General features: G+C 66.4%; 16 protein-coding genes. 9 read left to right on the top strand and 7 right to left on the bottom strand.

The genetic code is table 11. The features are described 5' to 3' along the window. Positions 1-4: 4 nt before the first annotated feature. On the top strand, positions 5-640 hold the full coding sequence (locus ABIC78_RS08515) for an N-carbamoylsarcosine amidohydrolase (RefSeq protein ID WP_354488961.1): 636 nt from the start codon (positions 5-7) through the stop codon (positions 638-640). On the opposite strand, the gene ABIC78_RS08510 is transcribed toward ABIC78_RS08515, so the two are convergent. The 3 genes from ABIC78_RS08510 to ABIC78_RS08500 are packed head-to-tail and all read right to left on the bottom strand — an operon-like array spanning position 631 to position 4,358. Further along, a complete protein-coding gene (locus ABIC78_RS08510; RefSeq protein WP_354488959.1) occupies positions 631-1,509 on the bottom strand; it encodes a crotonase/enoyl-CoA hydratase family protein in 879 nt (292 codons plus the stop codon). The genes ABIC78_RS08515 and ABIC78_RS08510 overlap by 10 nt on opposite strands. After that, the gene (locus ABIC78_RS08505) at positions 1,506-2,771 is read right to left on the bottom strand and encodes a cytochrome P450 (protein WP_354488957.1); all 1,266 of its coding nucleotides are present in this window, start codon (positions 2,769-2,771) and stop codon (positions 1,506-1,508) included. Before ABIC78_RS08505 ends, ABIC78_RS08510 begins: the two co-directional genes overlap by 4 nt. A 42-nt stretch (positions 2,772-2,813) precedes the next feature. After that, complete coding sequence (locus ABIC78_RS08500) at positions 2,814-4,358, bottom strand: acyl-CoA synthetase (protein ID WP_354488955.1); 1,545 nt, start codon at positions 4,356-4,358, stop codon at positions 2,814-2,816. 226 nt (positions 4,359-4,584) lie between these two features. On the opposite strand from ABIC78_RS08500, the gene ABIC78_RS08495 reads away from it, so the two are divergent. Next, on the top strand, positions 4,585-6,645 hold the full coding sequence (locus tag ABIC78_RS08495) for a 3-hydroxyacyl-CoA dehydrogenase NAD-binding domain-containing protein (RefSeq protein WP_171796708.1): 2,061 nt from the start codon (positions 4,585-4,587) through the stop codon (positions 6,643-6,645). A 66-nt stretch (positions 6,646-6,711) separates the two neighbouring features. Here the strand turns inward: ABIC78_RS08495 and ABIC78_RS08490 are convergent, their stop codons facing one another. Together ABIC78_RS08490 and ABIC78_RS08485 are read right to left on the bottom strand one after the other, a co-directional pair. After that, a complete protein-coding gene (locus tag ABIC78_RS08490; protein ID WP_354488953.1) occupies positions 6,712-7,854 on the bottom strand; it encodes an acyl-CoA dehydrogenase family protein in 1,143 nt (380 codons plus the stop codon). A 20-nt stretch (positions 7,855-7,874) separates the two neighbouring features. Continuing rightward, positions 7,875-10,040: a TonB-dependent receptor gene (locus ABIC78_RS08485; RefSeq protein WP_354488951.1), complete on the bottom strand. Its 2,166-nt coding sequence runs from the start codon at positions 10,038-10,040 to the stop codon at positions 7,875-7,877. Positions 10,041-10,320: 280 nt separating this feature from the next. Here ABIC78_RS08485 and ABIC78_RS08480 point away from each other — a divergent pair, with 280 nt between their 5' ends. From ABIC78_RS08480 to ABIC78_RS08465, 4 genes are all read left to right on the top strand, one after another. Beyond that, positions 10,321-10,977 carry a TetR family transcriptional regulator gene (locus ABIC78_RS08480; protein ID WP_022678574.1) on the top strand — a complete coding sequence of 219 codons (657 nt, stop codon included), beginning with the start codon at positions 10,321-10,323 and terminating at the stop codon, positions 10,975-10,977. A gap of 159 nt (positions 10,978-11,136) precedes the next feature. Then, a complete protein-coding gene (locus ABIC78_RS08475; RefSeq protein WP_354488949.1) occupies positions 11,137-12,402 on the top strand; it encodes an acetyl-CoA C-acetyltransferase in 1,266 nt (421 codons plus the stop codon). A gap of 19 nt (positions 12,403-12,421) precedes the next feature. Further along, positions 12,422-13,204, top strand: coding sequence for an SDR family NAD(P)-dependent oxidoreductase (locus ABIC78_RS08470; protein WP_354488947.1), 783 nt, complete (start codon positions 12,422-12,424; stop codon positions 13,202-13,204). A gap of 42 nt (positions 13,205-13,246) precedes the next feature. Next, entirely contained in the window at positions 13,247-14,410 is a 1,164-nt protein-coding gene (locus ABIC78_RS08465; protein ID WP_354488946.1) for an acetyl-CoA C-acetyltransferase, read from the top strand. A 1-nt stretch (position 14,411) separates the two neighbouring features. On the opposite strand, the gene ABIC78_RS08460 is transcribed toward ABIC78_RS08465, so the two are convergent. Further along, complete coding sequence (locus ABIC78_RS08460; protein WP_354488944.1) at positions 14,412-15,326, bottom strand: LysR family transcriptional regulator; 915 nt, start codon at positions 15,324-15,326, stop codon at positions 14,412-14,414. Between the two features lie 112 nt (positions 15,327-15,438). Between ABIC78_RS08460 and ABIC78_RS08455 the strand changes: the two genes are divergently transcribed. From ABIC78_RS08455 to ABIC78_RS08445, 3 genes are read left to right on the top strand one after another with little or no spacing between them, the layout of a single operon-like run. Continuing rightward, positions 15,439-16,533 carry an HlyD family secretion protein gene (locus tag ABIC78_RS08455; protein WP_354488942.1) on the top strand — a complete coding sequence of 365 codons (1,095 nt, stop codon included), beginning with the start codon at positions 15,439-15,441 and terminating at the stop codon, positions 16,531-16,533. Continuing rightward, positions 16,530-18,071, top strand: coding sequence for a DHA2 family efflux MFS transporter permease subunit (locus ABIC78_RS08450; protein WP_354488940.1), 1,542 nt, complete (start codon positions 16,530-16,532; stop codon positions 18,069-18,071). Before ABIC78_RS08455 ends, ABIC78_RS08450 begins: the two co-directional genes overlap by 4 nt. Positions 18,072-18,074: 3 nt before the next feature. Next, positions 18,075-19,532, top strand: coding sequence for an efflux transporter outer membrane subunit (locus tag ABIC78_RS08445; RefSeq protein ID WP_354488938.1), 1,458 nt, complete (start codon positions 18,075-18,077; stop codon positions 19,530-19,532). Between the two features lie 79 nt (positions 19,533-19,611). Here ABIC78_RS08445 and ABIC78_RS08440 read toward each other — a convergent pair whose 3' ends face one another. Further along, complete coding sequence (locus ABIC78_RS08440; protein ID WP_354488936.1) at positions 19,612-20,544, bottom strand: Vgb family protein; 933 nt, start codon at positions 20,542-20,544, stop codon at positions 19,612-19,614. Positions 20,545-20,608: the final 64 nt, after the last annotated feature.

The raw sequence follows: 20,608 nt of genomic DNA, 5'->3' as shown, positions 1-20,608 counted from the left end.
GGCGATGGCCAAGGACGCCGGCGATCTCGATGCCAACTATGCCGGCGCGTTCGACGGGCGCCTGCCGTTCGGGCAGCGCCCGGCGCTACTGCTGGTCGATCTGGTGGAGGCCTATCTCCAGCCGGGATCGCCGCTCTATGCTGGGATCGAAAGCGCGCTGGACAGCGCCGTGCGGATCACCACCGCCGCACGCGCTGCTGGGCTGCCGGTGATTTTCACCAATGTGGAATACCAGCCCGGCGGGGCCGATGGCGGCGTCTTCTACCGCAAGGTGCCTGCGCTCAAGGCGTTCGAAAAAGGCTCTCCACTCGGCGCCTTTCCCGCCGTTCTCGCCCCGCAGGACGGCGACGTGGTGATCACCAAGCGCTATGCCTCGGCATTTTTCGCCACGCATCTTGCCGCCACGCTGACCGCGATGGGCGTGGATACGGTGTTGATCTGCGGCACCTCCACCTCCGGCTGCATCCGCGCCACCGCGCTCGATGCGTGCCAGCATGGTTTCCTGCCGTTTGTGGTGGCCGATGCCTGCGGCGACCGCCACCCCGCGCCGCACCAGGCCAATCTGTTCGACCTTCAGGCCAAATATGCCGAGGTGGTGAGCGAAGTGCAGGCGCTGGCGCTTATCGCGCCTCAGCCATAGGGCGTCTCTTCCCACCACGGGAAATAGTCCGGCATGTCGGCCGAGACGCGATCGGGGAAGCGGGCCGGGCGCTTTTCGAGGAAGGCGGCGACGCCTTCCTGGGCGTCGGCGCTCTGGCTGCGGGTGAGAATGCCACGGCTTTCGATGCGATGGGCTTCCATCGGATCGCTCATGCCCAGGCCACGCCACAGCATCTGGCGGGTGAGTGCGACGGAAACCGGCGCGGCGTTATCGGCGATCTCGCGCGCCAGGGCCTGGGCGGTGGGCAAGAGGTCTGCGGGCGGAACGACCTGTTCCACCAGGCCGCCTGCCAGCGCCTCATCGGCGCCGAACACCGCGCCGGTGTAGCACCAGCGCAGCGCGCGGCTGATGCCGACCAGGCGGGGGAGGAAATAGCTCGATGCCGCTTCCGGCACGATGCCACGCCGCGCAAAGACGAAGCCGAAACGCGCGGTGTCGCTGGCGATGCGCAGGTCCATCGGCAGCAGCATGGTGGCGCCAATGCCGATCGCCGGGCCGTTGATCGCGGCGATGATTGGCTTCTTCAGCTGGAAGATGCGCAGGGCCAGAATGCCGCCGCCATCGCGCGTGGCCGGATCGCTGTAGTCGGGCGCACTGGCCGCGCTGGCGTCGACCCGGAAGTTGGCGGCGCCGCCGGAAATGTCTGCCCCGGCGCAGAACGCCCGGCCGCTGCCGGTGATGATCACCGCGCGGATCGCGTCATCGGCATCGATCGCGTCGAACGCCGCCACCATTTCGCGCATCATCTGCGTGGTGAAGGCGTTGAGCTTGTCCGGCCGGTACAGCGTGAGCGTGGCGACACCCTGGTCAACCGCGAGCGTGATCTGTTCGAATGCGGCGGCGGTCATGCCGGTTCCACCGGCTGCGGCAGGCGGGAATAGCGCACCGGCATGGCGCGGATGCCACTGACGAACGAGCCTTCGGTATAGATCGGCGGGCCGGCCGGCTCGATCGTGGCGATCTGCGCGAAGAAGGCGGTGAAAAACGCCTCGATCTCCAACTTGGCGAGATATTGGCCAAGGCAGGTGTGCGGGCCGTGTCCGAAAGCGAGGTGGTTGTTGAGCGCGCGATCGATGCGGAGCTGGTCGGCATCGCCAAAGGCCTCGGGATCGCGCGTCGCCGCGCCGAACGAGAGCAAGACATGATCGCCCGCGCGCAGGGTCTGCCCGTGCAGCGTATAGTCCTGCGTCACATTGCGCATGAAATGCTTGACCGGCGCGGTCCAGCGGATCGCCTCGTTGACGAAAGTCTTCAACAATTCGGGATGGGCCTTGAGCAGGGCCATCTGCTCGGGATTGTCGAGCAGCGCCTGCATGCCGCCCACGATCGAGGCAGCGGTGGTATCGTGCCCGGCCGTGGCAATGATCACGTAATAGCCCAAGCGCTCTTCCGCGCTCATCTCGGCGCCGCCGGGCATGCCGGTGGCGATTAGCGTGGCCACGTCATCGCGCGGGTTGGCCTGGCGATCGCGCGTGATCGCATCGAAGAAGGCGATGTAGTCCTGCTTGACCGCGACGATATGTTCGGCCTCGGTCAGGCCGGGACGGCGCACTGCAGGATCGGACGCGCCGAACAACTCGTGGGTGAGGCGCAGCATGCGCGCCTCGTCCTGCTCGTCGATGCCCAGGATCGCCATGGCGACGCGCAGCGGATACCAGAAGGCGATATCGGTGGCGAGGTCGCATTGCCCTTCATCCTGCGCCATGCGCGCCACAAACGCGGCAGCATGCTGCGCGATGGCGCTTTCCAGCTTGCGGATGTTTTTGGGTAGGAAGAAATCCTGGGTCAGCGCGCGCATCGCCTGGTGGTGGGCGCCGTCCATCGCGGTGAGCGGGAAAACCCCGGATTCGACGCCGAAGATCGCGACGTTGGCCTGCTCCACCGGGATTGGCAGCAGAGTCATACGCGGGCCGGCGTTGAAGATTTCGGGCTGGCGTTCCAGTTCGCGGATATCGGCGTGGCGCGAGACCACCCAGAACGGGCGGAAGCCCTCAGGATCGGCCCAGGCGACCGGATGTTCGCGGCGCAGCCAGTCATAGAACTGGTGCAGCCGCTGCGGGTCTCCATACAACGTGGGATCGGCGATCTGGTTGACGACAAACCCGCTCATCTTGGCACTCTCCGGTCTTGTGTCTGGTCAAATTGGCAGGCGCTATGCCAGCAGCGCCGGCAGTGCGGCGTCAGGCTGGCGATAGCGATCGTGTAGCAGGCGCTTGTAGAGCTTGCCGGTGGGATGGCGCGGCAGCTCGGCCATGAATTCCACGCGGCGCGGGATCTTGACCCCGGAAAGCTGTGGCCGCAGCCAGTCGATCAGCGCGCGGGCAAAAGCCGGGGTGGCATCGGCCATGTCCATGGGCTGGATCACCGCCACCACGCATTCGCCCATTTCCGCATCCGGCGCGCCGACGACGGCAGCATCGGCGATGCGCGGGTGGACCACCAGGGCGTTCTCGATTTCCTGCGGATAGATGTTGACCCCGCCCGAGATGATCATGAAGCTCTTGCGATCGGTGAGATAGAGATAGCCGTGCTCGTCAAGCCAGCCCAAGTCGCCAAACGTGGCCCAGCCATGGCGATTATGGGCTGCGGCGGTCTTTTCGGGGTCGTTGTGATAGGAAAAGGCCGGGCCATCGGCAAAGCACACCAGCCCTTCCTGGCGCGGGGGCAGGGGATTGTCGTCCTCATCGCAGATGTGCAGCGTGCCGATCATCGCGCGTCCCACCGAACCGGGATGGGCCAGCCATTCGGGCGCGGTGATCAGTGTCATGCCGATCGCCTCGGTGCCGGAATAGTATTCCAACAGGATCGGGCCCCACCAGTCGATCATCGCCTGCTTGACCGGCACCGGGCAGGGTGCAGCGGCGTGGATCGCGAGGCGCAGCGACGAGCAATCGTGGCGCGCGCGTGCTTCGTCCGGCAGCTTGAGCATGCGCACGAAATGGGTGGGCACCCACTGGCTGTGCGTGACGCGATAGCGCGCGATCAGCGCCAGGGCCGCTTCGGGATCGAACTTTTCCATGATCACCACCGTGCCGCCCAGCGCCAGCACTTCGCGGCACCAGCGCAGGGGCGCAGCGTGATAGAGCGGCGCGGGATTGAGATAGATCGTCTCGGCCCCGAACCCCAAGCGCGCGCAGACGGTGCCCAGCGGAGAGGGCGTGGTGATGGCGGGATCGCTCGGCAGGGGCGGCTTGATGCCCTTGGGACGGCCGGTGGTGCCCGAAGAATAGAGCATGTCGATCCCGGCGCGCTCGTCCGCGATCGGCGTGGTCGGCAGCGAGGCGGTAGCGTCTTCCCAGGTCTGCCAGCCCGGAACAGCCGGGCCGAGCGTATAGCGCAAGGCCGGCGCGGCATCACCCAGCGTCTGCAGCAGCGGCGCCAGCGTGCCTGAGGCGATCAGCATCTGGGCACCGCTGTCTTGCAGGATATAGGCGATCTCGGCAGGGGCGAGGCGGGTGGACAGGCATACGAAATAGAGCCCGGCGCGATGGGCCGCACACGTGATCTCGAGATAGCGCGCGTCGTTTTCCAGCATGATCGCCACCACCGCGCCCGGTTGCAGCCCGGCGCCACGCAACAGATGCGCGCCCTGGTTGGAACGGGCTTCCAGCTGCGCGAAGGTGATGGTCTGGCCCGAGCCGGCCATGATGATGGCTGCCTTGTCCGGCGTGGCGCGGGCAAACTCGCTGGGGTGCATCGACAACCTCTCGTTTCGGGCGGCGCGGTCTCTTTCCGGGGCGCCGTTGCGGACGCGCGCCGTGGCCGGCGATCGTCTGGCCAGCAGCATAGCCACGACCGGGCCAGCGGTGCAACAATGAACTTAACTGATCGATCAATTGACTTCGCCATGTGGAGTTTTTAAGCCAGCCATCAAGGTGGGCCGGGGCTGTTTCCGGCCGCCATGGTGAGAGGCTTTCCGATCGATGACCAATCCGCTTTGCACTCTGACGCACGAGGACGGCGTGGCCGTGCTCGCCATCGATTCGCCCCCGGTCAATGCGCTGGGCCAGGCGGTGCGCCAGGCGATCCACGAAACCATGGGCAAGGCCCTGGCTGATCCGGCAGTGACCGCCGTGGTGATCCTGTGTGCGGGGCGCACGTTCTTTGCCGGGGCCGATATCACCGAGTTCGGCAAGCCCTTTGCCGCTCCTGGCCTGCATGACATGTTTGATCGGTTTGACGGGGCCAGCAAGCCGATCGTTGCCGCGATCCATGGCACGGCGCTGGGTGGCGGGCTGGAACTGGCGCTGGCCTGCCATTATCGCGTTGCCGTGCCCACCGCCAAGCTCGGGCTGCCCGAAGTGGCGCTGGGCCTGTTGCCTGGCGCCGGCGGCACGCAGCGCGCCCCGCGTCTGATCGGCGTGGCCCATGCGCTGGACCTGATCGTCGGCGGCAAACCGGTCGCTGCGGCGCAGGCCCTGCGCATCGGCCTGATCGATCGCGTGCTGGAAGGCCAGGACATGCGCGCCGAGGCTGTGGCCTATGCCCGCGAACTGGTGGCAAGCGGCGCCCCGCTGCGCCGCACGCGCGACTTGCCGGCCGACCTTACCCCGCAGGAGGCCGCCGCCACGATCGCCGACTATTGCGCCCGCCATGCGAAAAGCTTCGTCGGCTTCAAGGCGCCGGGCAACATCGTGCGCGCGATCGAGGCGGCCACCGACCGCCCGTTCGAGGCCGGGCTGACCCGCGAATGGGAACTGTTCGAGGAACTGATGGCTAGCCCGGAATCGGCCGCACAGCGCCACATCTTCTTCGCCGAACGCGCCGCCGCCAAAGTGCCGGTGGCGCGCGATTGCGGCGAAGTGGCGATTGCCTCGGTCGCGGTGGTGGGCGCGGGCACGATGGGCAGCGGCATCACCCTGGCCTTCCTCAACGCCGGCTTTCCGGTGACGATGATCGACGTGAACCCGGCAGCGCTGGAGCGTGGCGCCGCGCATGTGCGCGCCACGCTGGAGGCGCTGGCCAGCAAGGGCCGGATCACGCCAGGCGTGCGCGACGCGCGCCTAGCCGCCTTTGCCTCGGCCGCGGCGCTCGATGCCGTGTCGCATGCCGATCTGGTGGTGGAAGCCGTGTTCGAACGGCTTGACTTGAAGCAGCAGGTGTTCCGCCAGATCGATGCGCTGGCCAAGCCGGGCGCGGTGCTGGCGTCCAACACCTCGTTCCTCGATCTTGACGCGATTGCCGCCGTCACCGCCCGCCCGGCGGACGTGGTCGGGCTGCACTTCTTTGCCCCGGCCAACATCATGCGCCTGCTCGAGGTGGTGCGCGGGGCCAGGACCAGCGACCGCGTGATCCAGACCGCCATGACGCTGGGCCGCAAGCTGGGCAAGGTGGCGGTGCTGTCGGGCGTGTGTGATGGCTTCATTGCCAACCGGGCGATGGCGCGGCGCAGCGAAGCGGCCGATCGCCTGCTGGAGCAGGGCGTGATGCCGTGGGACGTGGACGCGGCCATGGTCGGCTATGGCTTTCCGATGGGGCCGTTCCAGATGATGGACCTTGTTGGCCTGGATGTGATCGGCTGGGATAAGGAAAACACCGCCGGGCGCACCGTGCAGGAAGTGCTGTGCGAAGCCGGGCGCCTGGGCCAGAAATCGGGCAGCGGCTATTACGACTATGACGCGCAGCGGCGCGGCACGCCCTCGGCTTTCGCCGAAGCCACGATCCGCGATTTTGCCGCACGCCCGGGCCAGCCTGCACCCACGCTGTCGGCGCAGGATATCATCGAGCGCCTGCTGTTTCCGGTGGTCAACGAAGGGGCCAAGCTGCTGGAAGAAGGCATCGCGCTGCGTGCGTCAGACATCGATATGGCGCTTGTGGCGGGCTATGCCTGGCCGGTCTATACCGGTGGGCCGATGCTCTGGGGCGACCACTGCGGCCTGGTGCGGATCGTGGCCGCGCTGGACGAGCAGATTGCCCAAGGTGCGCCGATCACGGTGTCCAACCTGCTGCGCACCAAGGCAGCGGCAGGCGAAACTTTCCTCTGAACGCAAGAAGGCGTCGCCCGATCCAACGATCGGGCGGCGCCTTTTTCCCGGATTGCCGAACAGCCGTCAGAGACTGCGGGCAATCACTTCCTTCATGATTTCCGACGTGCCGCCATAGATCCGCATCACGCGCGCATCGCGCCAGATCCGGGCGATCGGATACTCGTTCATGTAGCCCGCGCCGCCATGCAATTGCAGCGCCGCGTCCGCCACGCGTCCGAGCAACTCGGTGTGATAGAGCTTGGCCGCAGAAGCCTCGGCAGTGGTCAGCTTCCCCGCCACGTGGCGTTCCAGCGCCCAGTCGATATGGCTCCAGCCCACTTGCAGTTCTGCCTGGAGCGCGGCCAACTGAAACCGGGTGTTCTGGAAATCGAACACCGTCTTGCCGAAAGCCTTGCGATCCTTGGTGAACGCCACGGCCTCGTCAAACGCGCGCTGCGCCAGGGCCTGCGCGCTGATGGCGATCGACAGGCGTTCCTGCGGCAATTGTGCCATGAGATAGGCAAAGCCGGCGCCTTCCTCGCCCAGCCGGTTGTCGACCGGCACACGCACATCGCTGAAGAACAGTTCCGAGGTATCGGCCGAGTGCTGGCCGATCTTGTCGAGATTGCGCCCACGGGCAAAACCGGGCCGATCGGCCTCCACCAGGATCAGGGAAATGCCCTTGCCCCCGGCAGCCGGATCGGTCTTGACCACCACGATTACCAGATCGGCGAGCTGACCGTTGGTGATGTAGGTCTTGTTGCCGTTGATCACATAGGCGTCGCCATCCCGCACCGCCGTGGTGCGGATGCCCTGAAGATCGCTGCCCGTGCCCGGCTCGGTCATGGCGATGGCGACGATCGCCTCTCCGGTGATCATGCGCGGCAGCCAGCGTGCCTTGAGTTCCTCGGACGCATAGTGGACGATGTAGTCCAGCACGATGTCTGATTGCAGGACCAGGCCCGCCGAACTGCCGGTATAGGCCAGTTCCTCGCCGATGACGGCGTTGTAGCGGTAATCGAGACCCAGCCCGCCATGGTCCTCGGGCGCGGTGGGGCAGAGCAGACCCGCTTCCCCGGCAGCGTGCCAGAAGGCGCGGTCGACAATGCCCTGCTCCTCCCAACGGTCAAGGTTGGGCAGCAAGTGGGCGGCAAAGAACTTGCGCACGGCATCACGGAACAGCGCGAGTTCGTCGCTGGCGGCGGGCCGGGTCTCGATAGGGATCATGAAGGCTCCTGGTGCCGGGATCAGAACGTGAAACGAACCGACCCGCCATAGGTACGGGGCTGGGCCGGGACGAGATAGTTGAACGGGAAGCCGGCGCCGCGCAGATCGAGGCCGTAGGCCAGGGTTTTTTCCTGCAACAGGTTCTGCACCCAAGCCCGCAGCGTGACGTTGCCGCGCGTCCAGGTGATCGCGCCGTTGACCTTGATGTAGGCGCCTTGCTGCAATTCGGAATTGACCTGCGCACCGCCAGCGGCGTTGACGGCGTTGAACGGCGAGAAGAACTGGCGGCTGACGTAGTTGAGGTTGGGAGAGAAGGTCAGCGGCCCGCCGGCAATGTCGAACGGTGCCCAGTCGAACCCACCCTGCGCGGTCCAGCGCGGCGCGAAAGGCAGGTCGTTGCCGGCAAGGTTCGTGCCGGAAAGCGTGAGTTCCTTGTAGGTGGCGTGGAGATAGCCGACCGACGCATTGACCGAGAAGCGCGAAGAGGCGCGATAGGTCGCCTCGCCTTCGAAGCCATAGCTTTCCGACTTGGGCGCGTTGAGCAGGAACGAGACCGGACCGGGCCGCGTATCCTGCAACTGCTGGTTCTGGTAATCGTAATAGAAGGCGGCGAGGGCGAGGGACAGCCGGCGATCGAGGAAACGCCCCTTGGCGCCGATTTCATAGGCGTTGACGTATTCCGGCTTGATATAGGTAATCCCGGCCGAATTGGTGTAGCCACCGCCGTTGAACGCGCCGGAACGATAGCCGCGGTTGTAGCTGGCATAGAGCAGCGTACCGCTGTCGAACGTATAGGTCAGCGCGGCGCGGCCGGTGAGCGCGTTGTTGCGCCCCTTGATGGCATAGCGCGCGTTGGCGTCATAAGGGCAGGTGCCGACGCCGGTGGTGCAGGGCACCGTGGTGAACAGCGGCGTGCGCGTGCCGCCGAAAGCGCCCATGAAGAGATAGGCATAGCCATCGTCATAGGCCGAGCGATCGGCGCTGTAGCGCAGGCCGACCGTGGCCACGAGCTTGGGCGTCAGGTTCACGTCGGTCTGCCCGAACACCGCATAAGTACGCCGCACCTGGCGGAAATGCTGGAAGAACCCACCGTCCACGCCGGGCGCGATGGCGCTGCCGATATCGAAGCCGTTGTCAGAGACGGTCTTGTCCCAGCCATAGAACACGCCGGCCACGGCCTTGACCGCCTTGCCTTCGTAATTGAAGCGGGCTTCCTCGCTGAACTGGTCGAACTTGGCCTTCTGTTGAAGATCGAGGATATCGAGTGGCGAACCGTCGGCATCGAATGCGGCGTCGAGCAGGCCATTGCCGATGGCGGTGATCGACGTGAACGAGAGGCGCGGCGACAGTTCGTAGGAAATCTTGGCCGAGGTGCCGTATTGCCGCGTGCGGTTTTGACCGATGCGATTTTCGTTGATTTCAAAGAAACCGGGCGCGGCGGTGGCGGCAAGACCCTTGATCGGCTGCTGCGTGCCGTTGGCGCGGCTGGCATAGGCCTTGATCACGATATCCAGCGGGCCTGCGCCAGGGCGGATATGCAGCGTGCCGCGCACCTGGAGGCTATCGACCGAGCCGGCGTCGGGCTGGCCGGGATAGATGTTGCGGAACTTGCCGTCGCCCTTCTCATAAGTGGCGGCCACGCGGAAGCCGAGTTCGTCTTCCACCATCGTCGTTTCGAGCGCGCCTTGCGCCTTGAACGTGTTGAAATTGCCATATCCGGCTTCGGCATAGCCGCGATTGCCCGACAGCGTCGGGGTGTTGGTGATGAAGTTGATCGCACCACCTGTGGTATTGCGGCCAAACAGGGTGCCCTGTGGCCCGCGCAGCACTTCCACGCGCTGAAGATCATAGAGCCCGCCGCCCTGGCCCACGCGGTTCACCATGTTGACGTCGTCGATGTAGACGCCAATCGGCGAGACCTGGTTCGGGTTATATTCGTTGGCCACGCTGACCCCGCGCAGCGCAAAGTTGGGCTGGGTATCGCCCATGGCGCTGTTGATCTGCAGGTTGGGCACGATCTGGCCAAGCTGATTGGCATTGGTCACGCCCTTGTTGCCCAACTGGTCGCCGCTGAGCGCGGTGATCGCGATCGGCACGGTCTGGATCGACTGCGAGCGCCGCTGCGCGGTGACGATAATGTCGTCGGGCGCGGCTGCGGGCGTGGCTTCGGCCGACGCCTCAGGCATAGCTTGCGCGTGAACCAAAGCGGGGGACCATGCACATCCTAGCAGGAATGCGAGTCGCGCGGTAACCACCTGAAGCCTCATGGGGTATCCTCTCTCGGTATGGCGGGCGTCTGATCGGCAGGAAGTCCGGCGCGCCCATTCGTCAAAGTTAATCGATCGATTGGCTAACTTCTATCGGCGGTCGCACGGCGGTGTCAATACGCCTGCTTCGGAGAATTCTCCGCCGCGCCCGTCTGCATCCCCCCTTGCGATGTTAATTGATCGGTTTATGACTGCTGGGATGACGACGGCATCCGAAATCGCCCGCGAAGGAACCCTGCGTGCCGCCCGGCGCGAGACGGCACGCACCGCGCTGCTCAATGCCACGGCAGAAATCCTGTCCGAAGCCACCCAGATCGAAGCATCGCTGAGCGAAATCTCGCGGCGATCCGGCGTCAACTCCGCGATGATCAAGTATTATTTCGGTGACAAGCAGGGACTGCTGATGGCCTTGCTGGAGCGCGAGGCCGAACGGGAAATGAGCGGCCTCGACGCGCTGGTGGCGATGGATGTCTCGGCCGAGCGCAAGATGACGATCCACGTCGAGGGGATCGTTAACGCCTATTACCGTTCGCCCTATCTCAACCGGCTGGTGCATTACATGGTCGAAGCCGGCGGACCGGAAGCCAGCGCGCGCGTGTCGGACATGTTCATCACGCCGATGATGGCCGCCTATCGCCAGATCGTGGCCCAGGGCGTGCGCGAAGGCACAATGGTCGATGTCGATCCGGCCTTGCTCTATTACGCGCTGGTCGGCGCGGCCGATCATATCTTCTTCGCCGCCTATTCGGTGCCCACCACGCTGGGTGTGGCCAAGGTCGACGTGGGAATCAAGCAGGCCTACGCCACGCTGCTGCGCGACCTGTTCCTGCGCGGATTGCGCCCGGGCAAGGACTGAACCGCTGAGAAATTGATCTTTTTTCCTCGACTGCGCGCGTCGGGAGCGAATGCGCGCGTCAAGGCGGTTTACAAGCGACGCGGTTTGCGTAAAACGCGCTCTACAAAACCAATCAATCGATTAATAAAGATCGATGCAGCCAGAGGAGGCCGACTCGCCATGGGCAATGCGTATATCTTTGACGCGGTGCGGACGCCGCGCGGCATCGGCAAGTCGGGCAAGGGCGCACTCGCCCATCTTCACCCACAGCACCTCGCGGCAACAGTGCTTGAGGCTCTCGTCGCCCGCAACGGTCTCGCGGGCGCCGTGATCGACGATGTGATCTGGTCCACCTCCTCGCAGCGCGGCAAGCAGGGCGGCGACCTTGCCCGCATGGCCCTGCTCGACGCCGGGATGGACGTGCAGACCTCGGGCATGACGCTCGATCGGTTCTGCGGTGGGGGGATCACCGCCATAGCGCTCGCCGCCGGGCAGGTGATGGCCGGTCTGGAAGACGCGGTGATCGCCGGCGGCACCGAAATGATGAGCTTCACCGCCGATCGCGAAAGGGCCGAAGTGGCGGCCGGGCTTGGCCCGACGATGATGGGGGCGGGTAATGACCGGCTCGACCAGCGGCATCCGCAATCACACCAGGGCGTGTGTGCCGATGCGGTCGCCAGCATGGAGGGGATCACGCGCGAGGCGCTCGATGCCTTTGCCGCTGAAAGCCAGCGTCGCGCGGCGATTGCCATCGCCGAAAAGCGCTTTGCCCGCTCGGTCGTGCCCGTGCTCGACGACGCCAGGGCGGTGGTGCTCGACCACGAGGAGTTCCCCCGCCCGCAGACCACGGCCGAAAGCCTGGCACAGCTCAAGCCCGCCTTCGCCGACCTGATGGACATGCCCTATAACGCGGCCGGCGATACCTTTCGTCGGCAGATCGCGCGGCGCTATCCCGATCTTGAGATCGTGCCGGTGCATCACGCCGGTAGCAGTTCGGGCGTGGTCGATGGCGCCGCAGCCGTACTGGTCGGCTCCCGCGCATTTGGCGAGCGTCATGGCCTGGTGCCCCGCGCCCGGGTGGTGGCGGCAGTGAACGCGGGCGATGATCCCACGCTGATGCTCAATGCCCCGGTGCCCGCCGCCCGCAAGGCTCTGGCCCGTGCCGGCCTGGGGGTGGCGGACATCGATCTGTGGGAAATCAACGAGGCGTTTGCCGTGGTGCCGGAAAAGGTCATCCGCGACCTGGGGCTCGATCGCGACAAGGTCAACGTCAACGGCGGGGCGATCGCGCTGGGCCACCCAATCGGCGCAACCGGCGCCATCCTGGTGGGCACGTTGCTGGACGAGCTGGAGCGCACCGGCCAGCGCCTGGGCCTCGCCACGATGTGCGCGGCCGGCGGCATGGCCCCGGCGATCATCATCGAGCGCATTACCGCTTACGCCTAATCGAGAGGAAGCCGATCAGATGAAAATTGGACCATCCACTGTTGCCGTGGTCACCGGCGGCGCATCGGGCCTGGGCGCCGCGACTGCGCGCGCCTTGGCGGCACGCGGCGCCAAGGTGACGCTGTTCGATCTCAATGCAACCCTGGGCAGCAGCCTGGCGGCAGAAATCGACGGCCATTTCGCGCAGGTTGACGTGACCAGTGAGGCATCGGTCGATGCCGGGTTTGCCGCTGCGCGCGCGGCGCACGGCCAGGAAAACGTGCTGGTGTGCTGCGCCGGCATCGGCTTTCCCGCCAAGACCGCCGCGCGATCGCGCAAGGATGGCACGATCGGGCATTTCCCGCTCGATGCGTTCAATTCGGTTATCCAGGTCAACCTGGTCGGCACGTTCCGCTGCGTGGCCAAGGCGGCAGCCGGCATGCTGACGCTGGAACCTGGCGAGGATGGCGAGCGCGGCGCAATCGTGATGACCGCCTCGGTCGCGGCCGAGGATGGCCAGGTGGGCCAGGCCGCCTATTCGGCTTCCAAGGGTGGCATCGTCGGCATGACCCTACCCATTGCACGCGATCTTATGGGCGATGGCGTGCGGATCAACACTATCCTGCCGGGCATTTTCGATACCCCGCTGATGAATGCCGCGCCCGACGCGGTGAAGGAAACGCTGGCGGCATCGGTGCCGTTTCCCAAGCGCTTTGGCATGCCGGCCGAATACGCCGCGGCGGCGATCGGGCTGATCGAAAACAGCTATTTCAATGGTGAGGATGTGCGCCTCGATGGCGGCATCCGCATGGCGCCGCGCTGAGTGGCGGCGTGCCTTTTCCCGAGCAACAAGGACAGATGACTTATGCCTGAAGCCTATATCGTGGCCGCCGCGCGCACTGCCGGCGGCCGGCGCAAGGGCGCGCTGTCTGGCGTGCATCCGGCCGATCTTGGCGCCGTGGTGCTCAATGCCCTGATCGCGCGCGCGGGGATGGACCCGGCCGGCGTGGATGACGTGATCCTGGGCTGCGTTACCCAGGCGGGCGAGCAGGGTTCGGCCCTGGGCCGCAACGTGGTGCTGGCATCCAATCTGCCGCAATCGGTGCCGGGCGTGACGATCGATCGCCAGTGCGGATCGTCGCAACAGGCACTGCACTTTGCCGCGCAGGCGGTGATGAGCGGAACCCAGGACGTGGTCATCGCCGCCGGCGTGGAAAGCATGACGCGCGTGCCGATGGGGTCGAACGTGGCGCTGCACACAGCGGCGGGGCTGGGCCAGGGCCCCTGGCCGGAAACGGTGCAGAGCCGCTTTGGCGTGCCGGCCTTCAACCAGTTCCATGGCGCCCAGGCGATTGCCGACAAGTATGGCTTCAGCCGCGAGGCGATGGACGCCTATGCCCTGGCCAGCCACGAGAGGGCCGCTGCAGCGATCGCGGCAGGGCATTTCGACGCTGAAATCGTGCCGGTGATGACGGCAGACGGTCCGTTTGCACGCGATGAAGGCGTCCGCGCCGATGCCTCGCTGGATGCGCTGGCCAGCCTCAAGCCGCTGATCGAAGGCGGCTCGCTCACGGCGGGCAATGCCAGCCAGATGACCGATGGCGCATCGGGTGTGCTGGTGGCGAGCGAGGCGGCGCTCAAGCGCTACAACCTTTCGCCTATCGCGCGGATCGTCAACCTGACGGTGACCGCCGGCGATCCGGTGATCATGCTGGAAGAACCGATCCCGGCCACGCGCCGCGCGCTGCAACGCGCCGGCATGGCGCTGGGCGATATCGACCTGTTCGAGGTGAACGAGGCGTTTGCCTCCATCCCGATGGCCTGGCTGGCCGCGCTCGGGGCCGATCCGGCGCGCCTCAACGTGCGCGGCGGCGCGATTGCCCTGGGCCATCCGCTGGGGGCATCGGGCACCAAGCTGATGACCACGCTGTTGCACGCCCTGTCGGCCACGGGTGGCCGCTATGGCCTGCAGACCATGTGCGAAGGGGGCGGGGTGGCAAACGTCACCATCGTGGAGCGCCTGGTCTAAGCTATAAGGCGCGGATCGTCGCGCGCAGCCAGGCCAGGCCCTGGTCTGCGCGCTGGCGGGCATGCCAGATCAGCGCGATGGGAATGCGCACTTCCTCATCCACTCCATCGAGCACGACGACATCGCCGCGCGCCACCGCCGGCGCTGCGATGCGCGCGGAAACGCGGGCGACCAGATCGGTGCGCGCCACCAGGGCCACGGCGGTCTGCGATTCATAGACGGTGATGCGGCTGGGTACGGTGGGGCTGGTGCGCCAATCGCCCAGATCCGCCTGCGCCGTGGCGCCTATCCCGGCGGGAAAGCCCGGCAGCGGCGCCGGGCCGCCGGGCGTAATGGTGATCCGTGCGGCGGGATCGATCGCGGCCAGTGGCAGGCGCTGGGTCACCACGGGATTATCCGGCGCGGCGATCCACACCATCTGTTCTTCGTAAAACGGTTCGACCACGATCCGTTCGGGCAGGCTCATCGCGGCGCCCAGGGCCAGATCAGCCGTGCCATGGTCCAGCAGGGTGACCACCGCCTCTCCGGAAGGGACGATCCGCAGGCTGACGCCGGGCGCGACCTGCCGCACATGCGCCACCAGGGCCGGCACCATCAGGTGGCAGAAATAGGGGCTGGCCGCCAAGGTGAACGTGCGATCGGCGCGCGCCGGTTCGAACGCCGTGGGGGCCAGGGCGGCCTGGAACTGGACCAGGCCGCGCCGCACGCCGCCGGCAATTTCCTCTGCGCGCGCAGTGGGTTGCAAGCCGCTTTGCTGACGCCGGAACAGCGGATCGTCCATCGCGCGGCGCAGGCGTGCCAGGGCATGGCTGACCGCAGGCTGCGTAAGCCCGAGTTGGCGCGCGGCGCGGGTGACGCTGCGGGTTTCCATCAGCGCATCGAACACGCGCAGCAGGTTGAGATCGAGAGCCATCATGCACACTGCTTATATCTAAATCGCCAAATAATCATTCGACTTATGGGCATGCAGCGATACGAGAACCCCGAAACGGCGTCTTTGCGCGCCGGGGCGCGATGTGGGCAAAAGAATGGCACGAGATGATGTGGCGGGCAGTGGCCCGAACGCCAACGTGGTGGCAGATCCGGCACCGCCGGCACGGCGGCAGCGGTGGCGCCTGCCCCTGTTGGTCGGCGGGGTGGTAATCGCTGCGGCGGTGGGAACCTGGCTCTATCTGGGCAGCCAGGGGCACGAAACCACCGACAACGCCTATATCCAGGCCGGCCTTGTCGCCGTCAGCGCCAATGTCAGCGGGCCGGTGATCGCGGTGGAGGTGCACGAAAACAGCCGCGTCAAGAAACGCGACGTGCTGTTCCGCATCGATCCCGCGCCGTTCCAGGTGGCCGTGGCGGCGGCCGAGGCCGACCTGGCCAATGCCCGCACCCAGGTAGAGGCGCAGCGCGCCACCTATGCCCAAGGCCAATCGGAACTGACGACGGCGCGCGCCCAGCTGGACTACGCCATGCGCGAGGCGGCGCGGCAGAAGGCCTTGCTGGCGCAGAGCATTTCCTCGCAGAACCAGGCCGATCAGGCGGTGCTGGCCGAGCGCACCGCGCGCGCCGCCGTGGTCGCCGCGCAGCAGCACAATGCCAGCCTTGCCGCCGGCCTTTCGGGCAAGGTCGATGCGCCGATCGCCGACCAACCTGCCGTCCGCCGCGCGCAGGCGGCCCTCGATCAGGCGCGGCTCAACCTGTCTTACACGGTGGTGCGCGCCGCGCAGGATGGCGTGGTGACCAAGGTGCCGCAATTGCAGGTGGGCAGCTATGTCACGGCGGCCAAGCCGGTGTTCACCCTGGCCGGCACGCATCTGTGGATCGAGGCGAATTTCAAGGAAAACCAGCTTGATCAGATGCGCATCGGGCAGCGGGCGACTGTGCGGCTCGATGCCTTTCCGTCGCTCCACCTGCGCGCGCGCCTGGCCAGTTTCAGCCCTGGCACGGGCAACAGCTTTGCCCTGCTGCCGGCCGAAAACGCCACGGGCAACTGGGTCAAGGTTGTGCAGCGCCTGCCGGTGGAGTTCGAGATCGAGAACCCGCCGGCCGGGGTGCCGCTCCATGCCGGTTTGAGCGCGGAAGTGACGGTCGATACCAGGGGTGCCGGCAGCGGGCAGGCCGCGCGCCCATGACCACGGCGATGACCGCGGGCTATCCGCCGGCCGGGGTGCGGCGCATGGTCACCGCCTCGGTCATGGCCGCCACGGTGATGAACTCGCTCGACAGCACGATCGCCAACGTCGCCCTGCCGCATATCCAGGGCAGCGTCTCGGCCTCGGCCGACGAGATCACCTGGGTGCTGACATCGTACATCGTCGCCGCCGCGATCTGTACGCCGCTGACCGGGTGGCTGGCCGGACGGTTTGGCCGGCGGCGGCTGATGCTGTGGTCGATCGTGGGGTTCACCATCGCCTCGGGCCTGTGTGGCATGGCCACCAATCTTACCGAAATCGTGGGATTCCGCCTGTTGCAGGGCGTGTTCGGCGCGGCGCTGGTGCCGATGAGCCAGGCCATCCTGCTCGATATCAACCAGCCGGAACGCCATGGCCCGGCTATGTCGGTGTGGTCGATGGGCGCGGTGCTGGGGCCGATCGTGGGCCCGGCGCTGGGCGGCTGGCTGACCGATAACCTGACGTGGCGATGGGTGTTTTTCATCAACCTGCCGATCGGCGCGCTGGCCTTTGCCGGCTTGTCGCTGTTCCTCAAGGAAAGCCCGCAACGTACGCAGACCCGGCTCGACCTGTTCGGCTTTGCCATGCTGGGCCTGGCGGTAGGTTCGCTGCAACTGATGCTTGATCGCGGACAGACCAAGGACTGGTTCAGCGCCACCGAGATCGTGGTCGAGGCCATGCTCGCGCTGCTCTTTGCCTATCTGTTCGTGGTGCACATCCTGACAGCGCGGCGCCCGTTCATCGATCTGGCCTTGTTTGCCAACCGCAATTTCACGCTGGGTTCGATCTTCGGTTTTTTCCTGGGCGTGCTGATCTTTTCGGTGCTCGCCGTGCTGCCGCCCATGCTGGAAGGGCTGATGCACTATCCGGTGGTGCTGACCGGCCTCGTCACCGCGCCGCGCGGGGTGGGTTCGCTGATCGCGATGATGCTGGCCGGGCGGCTGATCAAGCGTGTCGATGCGCGGCTGCTGATCCTGATCGGGTTTATCCTGAGCGCCTGGTCGATGTATCGGATGAGCGCGTTTTCGCTGGGCATGGATGAAAGCCTGATGATCTGGTCGGGCTTCATCCAGGGTCTGGGGACCGGCATGATCTTTGTGCCGCTGTCCACCATCACGTTTGCCACGCTCGATCCCCGGTTCCGCAACGAAGGCGCGGCGATGTTCACGCTGATCCGCAACATCGGCTCGGCCATCGGCATTTCGGTGCTGCAGGCGATGACCGTGCGCAACACCGCCACAGTGCATGCCCGCCTGGTCGAAGGGGTGCGGCCCGACAATCCCGTGCTGCCCTGGACGGCGCCGGGCCTGGATTTCCACGCGCCGGACCAAGTGGCGCGGATCAACGCAGCAATCACCAACCAGGCGGCCATGGTCGGCTATATCGATGCGTTCTGGGCGCTGTTCCTGGTCACGCTGCTGGCCATTCCGCTGCTGCTGTTCCTGCGCGGGCCACGCCGCAGCCGGGATGGTGACGATCTTCATCTGCACATGGATTGACCGATGCGCGCCAGACGATGCCTTGTTCCGTTGGCTTTCTTCCCGGCTGCACTGGTTGCCGGATGCACGGTCGGCCCCGATTTCCATCGCCCGGCCGCCCCTGTGGCCACCGCCTATCGCGCGGCCGACGATGTCGCGCCTGCCGCCGGCGCCCCGCCGCAGGCCAGCCTGGGCGAAGGGCCGCAGGCGCAATGGTGGCGCGCGTTTGGTTCGGATGCGCTCGATCAGCTGGTCGATCAGGCGCTGGCCCATAACGAGAGCCTGGCCGCCAGCGATGCGACATTGGCAGCGGCGCAGGCGCAATGGCGCGCCGTGCTGGGCCGCCGCGCGCCGCAGATCGATGCCAATGCCCGCGCCGAACAGCAGCAGGTGAACCTGGCGGCCTTCGGATTTGGCGCCTCACCCGCGCTGGGGCTGGATGGCAATCCCGATTTCCATCTCTATTCGGTGGGCGGCGGCGTCAGCTATGACCTCGATCTGTTCGGTGGCCTCAAGCGCCAGGCTGAACAGAGCGGCGCACTGGCCCTGGCGCAGCAGCGCCAGACCGAGGCCGCGCATCTGGCACTGGCCGGCCAGGTGGTGAACCAGGTGCTGACCATCGCTGCAATCCGCAGCCAGATGGCCGCGCAGCAGGCGCTGCTCAGCGATGACGCGCGCAATCTCGACCTCATGCAAAAGCGGCAGCAGGGCGGCGAGGGCACGGCGGTAGAAGTCCTGAGCGCGCAGGCCCAGCTTGCCGCAGACCGGCCGGCCTTGCCTGCTTTGCAGCAGCAACTGGCCCAGGCGCGGGCGATGCTCGCCACGCTGTTGGGCATGACGCCCGATACGCTGGGGAAGACCGATTTCACGCTGGAACAGTTTGCCCTGCCCGCGCAAGTGCCGGTCTCGCTGCCATCGGCGCTGGTGCACAAGCGGCCCGATATCCTCGCGGCCGAGGCGCAGTTGCATGCCGCGACGGCCGAGATTGGGGTGGCCACCGCGCGGCTCTATCCCAACATCACCCTGGGCGCGACGCTGGAACAAGGGGCGCCGGGGCTGGGCGATCTTACCGCCAATGCCTTTCGCGGATATGATATCTTCGCCGGGCTGACTGCGCCGATCTTTCATGGCGGCACGCTCAAGGCGCAGCGCGAGGCGGCCGTGGCGCGGGCGCGGGCGGCCGACCACACCTATCGCCAGACCGTCCTCACCGCCTTTGCCCAAGTGGCCGAACTGCTCCACGCGCTCGACAACGATGCGCAAGGCCTGGCGATGCAGCAGGATGCGCTGAACGTGGCAGACCGTGCGCGCACGCTGTCGCGCAAGAGCTTTGACGTGGGCAACAGCGGCGTGTTGCAGGTGATCGACAGCCAGCGCACCTGGCAGCGCGCCAGCACCGCGCTGGTGCAGGCGCGCGCGCAGCAGTTCCTCAATGTCGCGCGGCTTTATGTGGCGACGGCTGGGGGGTGGGTGACGGAGTGATGTTGGTGCGTGGTTTCCACCAACCCCAAACCCCCTCCTCTTCAGAGGAGGGGGTCGGGGGGTGGTGGAACCCTAACGCTTACTTCCCATACCTGCGCGGCTTGGGCCACCATGTCAGCGTGTGGGCATCATGCGCCGATGTCCAGATTCCTGCCGGGGCAAAGCGCAGGCCGCCACTGCCAGCGGGCTTGCCCACGCGCGCGTCGATCACCATGGTCTGGGCGTCGATCACGGCAAAGACCTGATCATCGGTGGTGCGCAGCCACACCTTGCCGGCGCCGGTATCGATATCCCCCCACTTGAGATTTTCGCCCACCTTTACCCGGCCGAGCAGCGCGCCGGTCTTCGGGTCGATACGCGCCAGGGTGCCATCGCCCTGTTCCTGCACCCAGACGCTGCCTTCGCCGGCCGCCAGGAAACCCGGCGCCTTGCCCAGCGGGGTGCGCGCGGTGACGGTGTTGGTGGCCGGATCGATGCGCTGCAGGCTTTGCTGTGCGGCGCTGACCACCCAGATCGCGCCTTCGCCAGCGGCCATGTACCAGCTGCCGGGATCGACCGTGACGGTTGCAACCACCGTGTTGGTCGCCGGATCGATGCGCGAGACCACGCCCTTGGCATCGCTCGCCACCCAGATCGAGCCCGCGCCCGCCACGACATTGAGTTCGCCTTCCTTGTCGTTGGCGATGCCGCTGGCAATCGTGGCGACAAGCTTGCCGGTGGCGGTGTCGATGCGGTTGACGGTGCGATCGGCGCAATTGGCCACCCACAGTGCGCCATCGGCAACAGCCATCCCGCCGCACGGATGGGCCAGCGGCACTGTCGCTTTCATGCCGGTGAGTGACCATTGCTCCACCCGGCCGCGATTGGTCGCCCAGACGGTGTCGCCGTCAACCGCAAGAAAATCGGCAAAGCCGGGCACGGCGATAACCTTGGGCTTGGGAGCGGCGTGGGCGGCAATTGGGGCCGCAAATGGGGCGAGCGCCAAGAGCGTGGCGGCAACAAAGCGCTTCATCGGCTTTCCTCCTCTTCGTCACCCCGGACTTGATCCGGGGTCCAGCTTGCTTCCTCTCCCGCCG

Source organism: Novosphingobium sp. 1529, from assembly GCF_040544855.1.
Taxonomy (GTDB): domain Bacteria; phylum Pseudomonadota; class Alphaproteobacteria; order Sphingomonadales; family Sphingomonadaceae; genus Novosphingobium; species Novosphingobium capsulatum.
This window is presented reverse-complemented; position numbering and strand designations above follow the sequence as displayed.

Excerpts from the sequence above, each read along its gene's own strand:
- ABIC78_RS08515 (WP_354488961.1), top strand. The coding sequence starts at position 5 with ATGGCCAAGGACGCCGGCGATCTCGATGCCAACTATGCCGGCGCGTTC.
- ABIC78_RS08510 (WP_354488959.1), bottom strand. The coding sequence starts at position 1,509 with ATGACCGCCGCCGCATTCGAACAGATCACGCTCGCGGTTGACCAGGGT.
- ABIC78_RS08505 (WP_354488957.1), bottom strand. The coding sequence starts at position 2,771 with ATGAGCGGGTTTGTCGTCAACCAGATCGCCGATCCCACGTTGTATGGA.
- ABIC78_RS08500 (WP_354488955.1), bottom strand. The coding sequence starts at position 4,358 with ATGCACCCCAGCGAGTTTGCCCGCGCCACGCCGGACAAGGCAGCCATC.
- ABIC78_RS08495 (WP_171796708.1), top strand. The coding sequence starts at position 4,585 with ATGACCAATCCGCTTTGCACTCTGACGCACGAGGACGGCGTGGCCGTG.
- ABIC78_RS08490 (WP_354488953.1), bottom strand. The coding sequence starts at position 7,854 with ATGATCCCTATCGAGACCCGGCCCGCCGCCAGCGACGAACTCGCGCTG.
- ABIC78_RS08485 (WP_354488951.1), bottom strand. The coding sequence starts at position 10,040 with ATGCCTGAGGCGTCGGCCGAAGCCACGCCCGCAGCCGCGCCCGACGAC.
- ABIC78_RS08480 (WP_022678574.1), top strand. The coding sequence starts at position 10,321 with ATGACGACGGCATCCGAAATCGCCCGCGAAGGAACCCTGCGTGCCGCC.
- ABIC78_RS08475 (WP_354488949.1), top strand. The coding sequence starts at position 11,137 with ATGGGCAATGCGTATATCTTTGACGCGGTGCGGACGCCGCGCGGCATC.
- ABIC78_RS08470 (WP_354488947.1), top strand. The coding sequence starts at position 12,422 with ATGAAAATTGGACCATCCACTGTTGCCGTGGTCACCGGCGGCGCATCG.
- ABIC78_RS08465 (WP_354488946.1), top strand. The coding sequence starts at position 13,247 with ATGCCTGAAGCCTATATCGTGGCCGCCGCGCGCACTGCCGGCGGCCGG.
- ABIC78_RS08460 (WP_354488944.1), bottom strand. The coding sequence starts at position 15,326 with ATGATGGCTCTCGATCTCAACCTGCTGCGCGTGTTCGATGCGCTGATG.
- ABIC78_RS08455 (WP_354488942.1), top strand. The coding sequence starts at position 15,439 with ATGGCACGAGATGATGTGGCGGGCAGTGGCCCGAACGCCAACGTGGTG.
- ABIC78_RS08450 (WP_354488940.1), top strand. The coding sequence starts at position 16,530 with ATGACCACGGCGATGACCGCGGGCTATCCGCCGGCCGGGGTGCGGCGC.
- ABIC78_RS08445 (WP_354488938.1), top strand. The coding sequence starts at position 18,075 with ATGCGCGCCAGACGATGCCTTGTTCCGTTGGCTTTCTTCCCGGCTGCA.
- ABIC78_RS08440 (WP_354488936.1), bottom strand. The coding sequence starts at position 20,544 with ATGAAGCGCTTTGTTGCCGCCACGCTCTTGGCGCTCGCCCCATTTGCG.